The following is an 11,969-nucleotide window of genomic DNA, read 5'->3' as shown; positions in this document are numbered from 1 at the left end:
TTGCCTGAAACGAGCAAAAATACAAGGGTTGCCCGCAAATAACGGAAAAGATGTCGGTTACCATTACTATCAGGTACTTTTGTTTAAGTAAGTACAAATCAGGGCTCGAGGTCATAAGCCATTGGCCTTCAAAGTCAAAGAGCGACTTTGGCGCCGCCCGTCTTATGCTTGAAGCCCCTGAACGCTGCTTTCCGCTTTTCTTTCCACAGTTATCATATCCTTTTTGTTCTTCCCTCAAACGTTTTGAATCATAGTCTAGTGCTCATTGGGAAAGTAAGATATAATATAGAAAACGCTTTATTTTATAAGAAGCTCTCCATTTTCATAAAGGAGGTTTTGCATGTTTGGGCAAGATCGTCTCGAACAAACTGTGCACATCGACTATGAGGAAAGGCGGCAGTTGCATGATGCGGCTGAGCTTTTTGAACAGTTAGCTGCTAAGTTGCGGACAGATGGTTCTTGTACTTTTGTTCAAGGAACAGAAGAGGTGAGCATTTCCCCCGCAGAGATGGTAGAGCTAGATATTGAGTACGTTCAAAAAGGAAAAAAACATGCACTGGAATTCGAATTGAAATGGATGGAGGCAGAAGAACCACCAACCAAGCCTAAAATTAAATAGAGAGTCGACCTCTTTTCAACTTATATTTTTCAAAAATCAAAATAGTTTAATAATAGTCCAGACCATCTATGAAGGGGGAGGTGATCGTATGATGAATATGGAAATGAACCTCTTGCAAAAACAAACTTTGAAGTTAGTCATGACTCAGGAGTTAAGACAAGCGATTTCTCTTTTACAATATTCTACGACGGAGCTCCAAGACTATATTGATGAGATGTCATTGGAAAATCCCTTAATGGAGATTGAAAAGCAAGAGCCTACTGTTGACCCGGAAATGGCATTTAGCTCTCCAGTCATTTGGAATGACGAAGAAGTTCAGACACAGGAACAAGAAGAGCAGGAAGAGCGATCGATTTTTGAAACGATAAGCAACCAGTCCAAAAGTATTGTCGAAGAGCTTGTCCAACAAATTCGAGAACAGAATGTCTCGGATGATAAAAGAGTTCTCTATATGTATATTGCCAGGCATGTAGGCGACGATGGTTATCTTAAGATTGATGGAGAGGAAGCGGCAGATGAATTAAATGCAAGCGCTGCGGAAATAGAAGAAGCGGTTCGATTTATTCAGTGTTTAGAACCTGCCGGGATAGGAGCGCGAACTGTGCAGGAATGTCTTCTTCTTCAGCTTGCCCGCAGACAAGATGCTGATCCGTTAGCAGAGACGTTGATTCAACATCACCTTGAAGATTTAGCGTCAAGAAAGTGGAAGCAGATAGCTAAAGCGCAGGAAGTATCGCTTGAACGCATACAGCAGGCGCATGATTTTATTCAAACGCTCGAGCCTCGTCCTGTGTGCAATTACGGCGTTGATTCCCCCGGCCATCTCGTACCTGATGTCCATGTAGAATACATTGAAGGGGAATGGTCCGTATATTTAAACGACAGCTCCTTGCCTCGTATTCGCATGAACCGCCATTACCGTAAGCTGCTTCAGCAAGCAAGTGACAGCGATGCATTTGACTATGCAGCTAAGAAATACAAACAGCTAACCTGGCTTTTAAAAAGCATTGACCAGCGCCAACAAACATTGCAGCGGGTGACAGAGGAGATTGTAGCTTGTCAGGTTGAATTCTTTGAAAAAGGAGCGGCTTATCTAAAGCCGCTGACGTTAAAAGACATTGCTGAAAAAGCGGAGGTTCATGAATCAACTGTTTCCCGGGCGACGACTCATAAGTATGTACAGACGCCGCGAGGTCTGTTTGAGTTAAAGGACTTTTTTTCTTCCTCCGTGGAACATAATCAAAATGGTGAACAAACATCATCAGCGGTGATTAAGTCTTGGATTGAATCCTATGTCGAAGCGGAAGATAAACGAAAGCCTTTATCAGACCAAAAAATAGTGCAAAAGCTTAAAGAAGATCAACAGATCAATGTTTCAAGGCGGGCGATTGCTAAATACCGCGATGCTTTAAGCATTCCTTCCTCGTCGAAACGAAAACGTTTTGACTGACCAAGAAGCTCTCATTTCCCTATAAGGGAAGTGGGAGCTTTTTAACACCGTAAGAATGTATAAATAGTTGAAGGAGACGGTATACGTGCAACTAAGGGTGCTGTCCAAAGGGCAGCATCTTTTTCTAGTAATCATATAAAATCTTGGTGATCCCGTTTGCGCCGTTCCATATCGCAAATACAGGAGGGGGAAACGCGCTACGCCGCACTCTCTTCTCGTCCCTGCGCAAAGGAAGGACGAGACTGCGCCCGAGAGCATGTCACTGTTCAAGCGGAGGGGGAGACTACACGCCCGCTCCATTTTTTAATGCTTTATAAAGGCTTTTGAGACAGCCCCTTTGCCAAGGTTGCTTTATCGCTGTATAAAGCTGCTTTGCTTTTGAAAAGGATATGAGCAAGGTGTTGAAGTAAGCTCTTCTTTTTTGCTTGTGATTTTTGAAGAGATTTGCTATATTTTAGATAAAGTTAAATTGAGCTTTTGTGAATTAAGCGGGACGCAAAAAGTCTATCCGGGACAATGATGATCCCGATAATGGGTGATCTGATGAGAAAGACCATTGAATGGCAAAAAAAGCTTGTTCCCGACATGTTAGAGGTAATGGGCCAGCGTTATCGCATTTTACAATATGTCCGTGTCATGCAGCCTGTAGGGAGGCGTACCCTGGCTCAGAGCCTTGAGCTTTCAGAACGCGTTCTTCGTAATGAAGTGACTTTTATGAAAAAGCAAGACCTTGTACACGTTCACGCCGCTGGAATGACGCTAAGTGAAGAAGGAGAACGTGTGTTAGAGGCACTAGAAGAAGTCGTAAAGTCCGCTTCGGGCTTGGCAAGTTTAGAAAACGAAGTGAGCAGAGTGCTTCGTGTTCGACTAGTCATTGTAGTAGCTGGTAATAGTGATAACGAAGAATGGGTCAAACGAGAGCTGGGGCGAGCTTGTATTCAGGAAATGGTGGAGCGCCTTTTTCCGGGTGACGTCGTTGCGCTTGCCGGGGGTACTACTTTAGCTTCTGTGGCTGAAATGATGCAGCTGGAAGAACGGTTAAGAGATGTAACATTTGTACCGGCCCGTGGAGGCCTAGGAGAAAATGTCGACCTGCAGTCAAATACAGTCAGTTCAGAGATGGCAAGAAGAGCCCGGGCCAACTACAGGCTGCTTCATGTGCCGGACCAGCTAAGTACTGAAGCAAGAGATTCACTGCAGCATGAGCCGGGTATAAAAGAACTACTCGATTTAATCCGCCATCCGCGCATGGTCATCCACGGCGTTGGAGAAGCTGAAACCATGGCTGGCCGTAGAGGGACAAAAGCGGAAACAATGAATTATTTAAAGAAAGAAGAAGCAGTAGCAGAAGCTTTTGGTTATTATTTTAACCGCGAAGGTTCAATCGTACACAAAGAAGAAACGATTGGGTTGCAGCTGGATGACCTTACCAACCAACAAATGGTAGTGACAGTTGCAGGAGGTTCATCAAAAGCAGAAGCTATCGCTGCATACATGAGTTATCGTCCAAGCGATATATTGATCACTGATGAAGGAGCGGCCCGCGCAGTTATAGAACAAGGTCGTTCTGGAGGCATCAAATAGCGCTTAGGCTTACACCTCAATAGCAGAGGAAGAAAAGCTTTAACTAACTAAGGAGGAGTTACACATGGCAACAAAAGTAGGAATTAATGGTTTTGGACGAATTGGTCGACTAGTATTTCGTGCTTCTCTTCTTAATGACGATGTAGAAGTTGTAGCAGTAAACGATTTGACAGACGCAGACATGCTTGCGCACCTTTTGAAGTATGATTCCGTTCACGGCGGTATTGACCAAGAAGTGAAAGTGGACGGCGAAGATTTAATTGTCGGCGGCAAGACAATTAAAGTTACCGCAGAAAAAGATCCTGCCCAAATTGGCTGGGCTGACCTCGGCGTAGAATACGTTGTTGAATCAACTGGCCGTTTCACTAAGCGAGAAGATGCTGCAAAACACATCGAAGGCGGAGCGAAGAAAGTTGTTATCTCTGCACCTGGTAATGGCGTAGACGGTACGTTTGTAATGGGTGTTAACCATGAAGACTACAACGCTTCCGAGCATGATGTCGTTTCTAACGCTTCTTGTACAACGAACTGCTTGGCACCACTTGCAAAAGCACTGCATGATGCGTTCGGCTTGAAGCGCGGTCTTATGACTACTGTGCATTCTTACACGAACGACCAGCAAATCCTTGACCTGCCGCACAAAGATTATCGTCGTGCGCGTGCAGCGGCAGAAAACATTATTCCAACATCAACTGGTGCTGCTAAAGCCGTTGCTCTTGTTCTTCCTGAGCTTGAAGGCAAATTAAACGGAAGCGCAATGCGTGTACCAACGCCAAACGTTTCTCTTGTAGACCTCACTGCTGAGCTTGAAAAAGAAGTGACTGTTGAAGAAGTAAACGCAGCACTTAAAGAAGCAGCTGAAGGTGAATTGAGCGGCGTTCTTGGTTACACGGACGAAGAGCTTGTTTCTTCCGATTACAACGGTGATGCTCATTCTTCTTCCGTGGATGCTGCTTCTACCATGGTTATGGAAGGCAACATGGTAAAAGCTATTTCTTGGTATGATAACGAGTACGGTTACTCCAGCCGTGTTATTGACCTTGTCGCATACATGGCGAAACAGGGCTAATAAAACCATATAAGCTACAAAAATAAACAAGGGGGAAGAAAGGTGAGCTTTTCTTTCTCCCTTTTTTACACCGTAAGAATGTATAAATCGTTGAAGGAAACGAAGGAGCAGCCTACGCCGTAGGCATGGCTTTGCCAAGTTTTCTTTAAGAGATATCATTAATTAAGAAATGAGCGAGCTGGCCTGGGCAACAGAAGCTAACATGGTCTAACGAGCAGCGGCCGCTCCTGCATTTCACTTATTTATTATACTTACTTTCAGATACTTTCAGGTTAAACATGAGTAATCAGAGGATAGAGTTCTGCTTGAAACGGGAATCATGGTAGGGGAGCATAGCTCGCCAATAACCGAATGAGCTATATTGTCTGTTAATAAGGAGGAACTTTCATGAATAAAAAGAGTGTGAAAGATCTTGAACTGTCCGGAAAAACTGTCTTTTGCCGGGTTGATTTTAATGTGCCGATGTCCGAAGGGAAGGTCAACGATGATACACGAATCCGAGCTGCCCTTCCTACGATTGATTACTTGGTGAAAGCTGGAGCTAAAGTAATATTAGCCAGCCATTTGGGGCGCCCTAAAGGGGAAGCACACCCTGAATTACGTTTAGGACCAGTTGCTGTCCGCTTAGGCGCTTTATTAAATAAAGATGTAAAGAAAGTAGACAGTGTGGTAGGAGAGGAAGTCACTCAAGCTGTTAACAGCATGATTGAAGGGGAAGTTCTTCTGCTTGAAAATGTTCGCTTTGAGGCGGGCGAAGAAAAGAATGATCCGGAATTGGCTAAACAGTTTGCCGAGTTGGCAGATATTTATGTAAATGATGCGTTTGGAGCTGCTCACCGTGCTCATGCTTCAACCGAAGGGATTGCCCACCACTTGCCTTCAGCTGCCGGCCTTCTTTTGGAAAAAGAGCTTGAAGTATTAGGCCAAGCGCTAGAAGATCCGGAACGCCCATTTACAGCTATTATTGGCGGGGCAAAAGTAAAAGATAAAATCGGCGTCATCGATCACTTATTGGACAAGGTCGATCATTTAATTATTGGCGGCGGTCTTGCTTATACATTTGTGAAAGCAAAAGGCTATGAAATCGGGAAGTCCTTGCTAGAAGAAGATAAAATCGAACTTGCGCGCGAGTATATGCAAAAGGCTGAAGAAAAAGGTGTTTCTTTCCATATGCCGCAGGACGTAGTCGTGGCGGATGATTTTGGCGAGGATGTTAACACAAAAATTGTTCCAATTGAAGAAATTCCAGCTGATTGGGAAGCTTTGGACATTGGAACGGAAACAGTTAAGACTTATACCAAATTGATTCAAGACTCAAAGCTCGTCATCTGGAATGGACCAATGGGCGTATTTGAACTGGACACCTTCGCCCAAGGTACAAAAGGCGTGGCAACTGCCCTTGCAGAAAGCTCGACCACATATTCTGTCATTGGCGGCGGAGATTCAGCCGCAGCAGCGGAGAAGTTTGGCCTGGCTGACAAAATGAGCCATATTTCCACCGGCGGCGGTGCTTCGCTTGAATTTATGGAAGGTAAAGAATTACCTGGAGTTGTCGTATTAAGCGATAAATAAACGTTATTTCGTAACGGTCCGGCTGAAATTTAACCAAAGAGGTGAAGCAAGATGCGTAAACCATTTATTGCAGGTAACTGGAAGATGAACAAAACTCATGAGGAAGCTCTGGCATTTGTAAAAGAAGTAAGCGGCCAGCTTCCATCGCACGACCAAGTTGAAACAGCAGTGTGTGCTCCTGCGCTATTTCTTAAAGACATGAAAGATGCAGCAGGTTCCTCAGACCTTCAAGTGGGAGCTCAAAATATGCATTTTGAAGACAGCGGCGCTTTTACTGGCGAAATCAGTCCGTTAGTTCTTGCTGACTTAGGCATTCAACTTGCCATCATCGGTCACTCTGAGCGTCGGGAAATGTTCAATGAGACAGACCAAACAGTTAATGAAAAAGTTCATGCTGCGCTTTCTCATGGCATAACACCAATCGTTTGTGTCGGAGAATCAGATGCTGAACGTGAAAACGGAGAGACGGAACTTGTGGTTAAGCGACAAGTAGAAGAGGGACTTAAAGAGTTGAGTCACGAACAGGCTAAGCAAGTTGTCATTGCCTATGAACCGATTTGGGCAATAGGCACTGGAAAGTCTTCAACTGCAGAAGATGCAGATGAAACATGCGGTCAGATTCGCAGCGTACTTAGCAGCCTCTTTTCAACTGACGTAGCTGAAGCGATGCGAATTCAATATGGCGGCAGTGTAAAGCCTGAAAATATTGACGGCTATATGGCGAAAGAAAATATTGATGGAGCACTGGTAGGAGGAGCAAGCTTAAAGCCAGATGATTTCATTAAATTAGCGGAGGCTTCATCATGAGTAAAAAACCGGTAGCATTGATCATTTTGGATGGGTATGCTCTTCGTGATGAGGAGAAAGGGAACGCAGTCGAACAAGCTCATACGCCAAATTTTGATCGGTACTGGAATCAATATCCCCATAGCCAGCTAGAAGCATGCGGCGAAGCTGTCGGTCTTCCAAAAGGGCAGATGGGCAATTCTGAAGTCGGTCACTTAAATATTGGAGCGGGCCGGACCGTTTATCAAAACCTTACATTAATCAACAAAGGAATCGAAGAAGGTACGTTTTATGATAATCCTGCCTTCTTAAAGGCGATCGACCATGTTGATAAAAATGACAGTGCTCTCCACATTTACGGACTGCTTTCTGATGGCGGGGTACACAGCCATATTAATCACCTTATTGCTTTATTAGAACTAGCACGTCGTAAAAAAGTGAACCGGGTATATGTGCACGGCTTTTTAGATGGACGCGATGTGGGGCCGACCACGGCGAATACGTATCTTCAGCAATTACAAGAGGTTATGGAAGAAAAAGGCGTGGGGGAAATGGCCACCATCCATGGTCGTTATTACGCTATGGACCGTGATAATCGCTGGGAACGTGTAGAAAAGTCATATAATGCGCTTGTAAAAGGAGAAGGAGAAACATTTCGTGATCCAGTTGAAGCCGTTGAAGCTTCCTATAAAAACGAAATCAATGATGAGTTTCTGCTGCCGGCGGTTATAACAGATGATAAAGACGAGCCAATTGCAACTGTCAAAGATAATGATGCTGTGGTTTTCTTTAATTTCCGTCCCGATCGTGCGATTCAACTTTCGAAAGTATTTACGGACTCTTCATTTGACGAGTTTGAGCTTGGGAGTGAGTATCCGGACAATCTTCTGTACGTATCGATGACAGCTTACAGTGATGCCATTCCATGTGAAGTGGCTTATCCGCCGATGGATATGAAAAATACGATGGGTGAAACATTATCAAAAGCAGGCGCTAAACAGCTTAGAATAGCAGAAACGGAAAAATATCCGCATGTAACCTTCTTTTTCAATGGAGGACAGGAGGAAGAATACCCTGGCGAATCTCGCATTCTTATCGACTCCCCTAAGGTAGCGACTTATGATTTGAAGCCAGAAATGAGTGCTTATGAAGTAACTGATGCCCTGCTGACTGAATTGGCAGCTGATAAGCACGATTGCATTGTATTAAACTTTGCCAACCCTGATATGGTCGGTCACTCTGGCTTGCTTGATCCTACAAAAAAAGCTGTAGAAGTGGTTGATGAGTGTCTAGGGAAAATTGTGGGAGCCATTGAAGCTAAAGGCGGCGCAGCTGTGATCACAGCTGATCACGGGAATGCTGATGAAGTCATCACCACAGAAGATAAGCCGATGACAGCGCACACTACAAATCCTGTTCCCGTCATTGTGACAAAAGAAGGCGGCAAGCTTCGTGACGGGGGTATTTTGGCCGATTTAGCCCCAACTGTGCTGGATTTGCTTGAGATAGAAAAACCTGAAGATATGACAGGCGATTCTTTGTTAAAATAAGCTTGGACGTTTCCAAGGCGACAATAAATTCATTGCAAAATAAGGAGAGATATTAATGAGTATGATTTCAGATGTGTACGCACGCGAAGTTCTTGATTCCCGCGGTAACCCGACAGTAGAAGTGGAAGTAATGACAGAAGAAGGCTTCATTGGACGAGCACTTGTTCCAAGCGGCGCTTCAACTGGTGAACATGAAGCGGTTGAACTACGTGATGGTGGCGAGCGTTTCATGGGCAAAGGTGTACTAAAAGCAGTAGACAACGTAAATGAAACGATTGCGCCTGAACTAGTTGGTTTGGATATCACCGAACAAACAATCATCGACCACGTGTTAATTGACTTGGACGGCACCGATAATAAAGCAAATCTCGGTGCTAACGCTATTCTTGGAGTTTCTATGGCTTGCGCATATGCAGCTGCTCAAGAACAAGATACAAACTTGTTCCAGTATTTGGGTGGCTTTAATGCTAAGACGCTTCCAGTACCGATGATGAACATCTTGAATGGCGGCGAGCATGCCGATAACAGTGTGGACATTCAAGAATTTATGATTATGCCAGTAGGCGCGCAAAGCTTCCCAGAAGCAATGCGAATGGGAACTGAGATTTTCCATAACTTGAAAAAGGTATTGAAAGACAAAGGCCATAACACAGCAGTAGGGGACGAAGGCGGCTTTGCACCAAATCTCGGTTCAAACGAAGAAGCACTCTCTACTATTATTGAAGCAATTGAAAAAGCAGGCTACAAGCCGGACGAAGAAGTTGTACTTGCCATGGACGCAGCTGCATCGGAGTTTTATGAAGATGGCAAATATAACTTGAAAGGCGAAGGCGTTGTTAAGACTGTAGATGAAATGATCGCTTTCTATCAAGACTTAGTAGAAAAGTACCCAATTGTTTCGATTGAAGACGGGCTTGATGAAAACGACTGGGAAGGCTGGAAGAAGCTTACTGAAGCGATCGGTGATAAAGTACAATTGGTAGGAGACGATTTGTTCGTTACTAATACGGATAAACTTTCTCGCGGAATTTCCGAAGGGATTGGAAATTCCATCTTAATCAAAGTGAACCAGATTGGTACTTTGACAGAAACATTTGACGCGATCGAAATGGCTAAGCGTGCAGGCTATACAGCAGTTATTTCCCACCGTTCCGGCGAAACAGAAGATGCAACCATTGCTGATATCGCCGTGGCTGCAAACACTGGCCAGATTAAAACTGGAGCTCCTTCAAGAACAGACCGTGTGGCTAAGTACAATCAACTCTTGCGTATTTATGATGAATTACAGGGCGTTGATGTATTTGAAGGGAAAAATGCCTTTTATAACTTAAGCAAATAAAGAGAAATATCTTATTGAGCGGCAGCACCTCTCATAGTGGGGGCTGCCGTTATTTTTCACCGCAAGAATGTATAAATAGTTGAAGGGAACGGTATACGTGCAACGTAGGCATGGCTTTGCCAAGTTTTCTTTATTGCCTTCAGCAGCTGGTCAAAAGCTTATATACGTATATGCATAAGCACATATGCAAAAGATACAATTGATTCCCTTTCATATGTATGGTAAATTATCCATGGTGGTAAATGTACTTGGAGGTGTCACGCATTGGAATCCGCCTTGTTTGTACTACTTATTCTTATTAGCTTGGGGCTAATTACCGTAGTATTGTTGCAATCAGGCCGCAGTGCAGGACTGTCCGGAGCTATTTCCGGCGGTGCTGAACAGCTTATGGGGAAACAAAAAGCAAGAGGTGTGGAAGCCTTTTTGAGCCGAGCTACGGTTGTACTTGCTGTTTTGTTCTTCCTTGTGACCATTGCACTTGCTTATTTCTTGTAACGGACAAAAGTGAAGCGAACAGACACGCAAGTCTCTGTAGCAATACGTAAGCAGCGGATAATCCGCTGCTTTTTGTTCGTTTCTGGGGGAATAGGAGCAAAGAAGGTTGAAGAAAGCAGGGAACGGGAAGACTAGAAGGTGAATACTCTTTCACCATTGCGCGACAAGTTATGAGCTCTGCCTCTACTTCCACGTCTTCAGCAGAGGATGTTGGGATTAAAACCACAGGTTCACAATGAAAGAATAAAAGATCACTAACGTTGCAAAACTGTTCACAGGTTCTTCGCTCGTTATGTAAGTATTCAATATGTGTATTCAGTTCTTAGCTCTAGGCCGACGTTTTCATTGCAGACAAAGGAGGACATCAGCTTGATCTTCACTTCGTTTGACCTCGCTGTGTCTTCGTAGTCGCAGATTCACTGTAACCTCCTCGGGAACTCCGGCTCTGCAAGGTCTTCAACTGTCCGTGTTAGAGGTTTCCAGTAAAGCTCGGGCAGAAGAGAGTTGCTACTTATCAGCTTGTATATATGCTGTCGGCAACCGGTATACCGAGCGGTGTGAGCAACTCGATATCATAACGTTTTTCTACCTAGCTGCAACATTTGCTGCGAACATGGCTTGATTTTAAAACGCTCTCTGCGTTTGCAGCGAATAGAGAACATAGAGCAACCAATTTTAAAATAATAGTATGCGAAAAATAACAATTTCAACGTTGAAAGCAGTTAAGAAAGAGGGGAAATACTATGAAGATGGTACCGCCAAAACCGTTTACATTTGAAGGAGGAAAACGAGCTGTTTTATTATTGCATGCGTTTACCGGTTCACCTACCGATGTGCGCATGCTGGGAAGATATTTGCAAAAAAGAGGATATACGACTCATGCACCGTTGTATAAAGGGCATGGCGTCCCTCCTGAAGAAATTTTACAAACAGGGCCTGAAGACTGGTGGCTCGATGTAGATCAAGCGTTTCAACATTTAAAAAATGAAGGGTATGACGAAATTGCTATTTGCGGCCTTTCTTTAGGTGGACTGCTTTCCTTGCGTTCGGGTGTCTCCTATGAAGTAAAAGGACTTGTTCCGATGTGTGCCCCTATCATAACAAGAGAAAATAAAGATCGTTTGTATAATGGCTTGTTACAATACGCAAAAGAATATAAACAGCTTGAAAATAAAAGCGAAGAAGAAGTTCATAAAGAGATGGAAGCATTCAAACAGCTGCCGACGACCACACTTTCGCTAATTAATGAATTGATTGAGGAAGTATATGACAGCCTAGATATGATTGATGCCCCCACAATGGTGGTACAGGCCGTGAAGGATGAAATGGTAAAGCCTGAAAATGCGAATGTGATCTATGAGGAAATCGCTTCGGATGAGAAAGAATTAAAATGGTACGAAAATTCGCCGCACGTCATTACTCATGGCCCGGAACGGGATCAGCTGTTTGAAGATATCTATCAGTTTTTAGAACAATTGGATTGGGAAAATGAGAAATAGATAGCA

General features: G+C 44.0%; 10 protein-coding genes. All 10 read left to right on the top strand.

The window, feature by feature from the left end; genetic code table 11:
* Window positions 1-340: 340 nt before the first annotated feature.
* Complete coding sequence (locus tag D469_RS0103155; RefSeq protein WP_018921915.1) at window positions 341-619, top strand: amphi-Trp domain-containing protein; 279 nt, start codon at window positions 341-343, stop codon at window positions 617-619.
* A gap of 88 nt (window positions 620-707) precedes the next feature.
* Window positions 708-2,069, top strand: a complete 1,362-nt coding sequence (gene rpoN / locus D469_RS0103150; protein WP_018921914.1) for an RNA polymerase factor sigma-54 — start codon at window positions 708-710, stop codon at window positions 2,067-2,069.
* Between the two features lie 543 nt (window positions 2,070-2,612).
* A complete protein-coding gene (locus D469_RS0103145) occupies window positions 2,613-3,653 on the top strand; it encodes a sugar-binding transcriptional regulator (RefSeq protein WP_026286076.1) in 1,041 nt (346 codons plus the stop codon).
* 64 nt (window positions 3,654-3,717) lie between these two features.
* Window positions 3,718-4,722 carry a type I glyceraldehyde-3-phosphate dehydrogenase gene (gene gap / locus D469_RS0103140; RefSeq protein WP_018921912.1) on the top strand — a complete coding sequence of 335 codons (1,005 nt, stop codon included), beginning with the start codon at window positions 3,718-3,720 and terminating at the stop codon, window positions 4,720-4,722.
* Between the two features lie 387 nt (window positions 4,723-5,109).
* Window positions 5,110-6,294, top strand: a complete 1,185-nt coding sequence (locus D469_RS0103135; protein WP_018921911.1) for a phosphoglycerate kinase — start codon at window positions 5,110-5,112, stop codon at window positions 6,292-6,294.
* 51 nt (window positions 6,295-6,345) lie between these two features.
* Window positions 6,346-7,101, top strand: a complete 756-nt coding sequence (gene tpiA / locus D469_RS0103130) for a triose-phosphate isomerase (RefSeq protein ID WP_018921910.1) — start codon at window positions 6,346-6,348, stop codon at window positions 7,099-7,101.
* Window positions 7,098-8,630: a 2,3-bisphosphoglycerate-independent phosphoglycerate mutase gene (gpmI, locus tag D469_RS0103125; protein WP_018921909.1), complete on the top strand. Its 1,533-nt coding sequence runs from the start codon at window positions 7,098-7,100 to the stop codon at window positions 8,628-8,630. Before tpiA ends, gpmI begins: the two co-directional genes overlap by 4 nt.
* A gap of 55 nt (window positions 8,631-8,685) precedes the next feature.
* Window positions 8,686-9,969 (top strand): phosphopyruvate hydratase, encoded by a 1,284-nt coding sequence (gene eno, locus D469_RS0103120; protein WP_018921908.1) that lies wholly within the window; start codon window positions 8,686-8,688, stop codon window positions 9,967-9,969.
* A 264-nt stretch (window positions 9,970-10,233) separates the two neighbouring features.
* Window positions 10,234-10,464: a preprotein translocase subunit SecG gene (secG, locus tag D469_RS0103115; RefSeq protein ID WP_018921907.1), complete on the top strand. Its 231-nt coding sequence runs from the start codon at window positions 10,234-10,236 to the stop codon at window positions 10,462-10,464.
* A gap of 743 nt (window positions 10,465-11,207) precedes the next feature.
* Window positions 11,208-11,963, top strand: coding sequence for an alpha/beta hydrolase (locus tag D469_RS0103110; protein ID WP_018921906.1), 756 nt, complete (start codon window positions 11,208-11,210; stop codon window positions 11,961-11,963).
* Window positions 11,964-11,969: the final 6 nt, after the last annotated feature.

The organism is Salsuginibacillus kocurii DSM 18087 (assembly GCF_000377705.1).
Lineage (GTDB): Bacteria > Bacillota > Bacilli > Bacillales > Marinococcaceae > Salsuginibacillus > Salsuginibacillus kocurii.
This window is presented reverse-complemented; position numbering and strand designations above follow the sequence as displayed.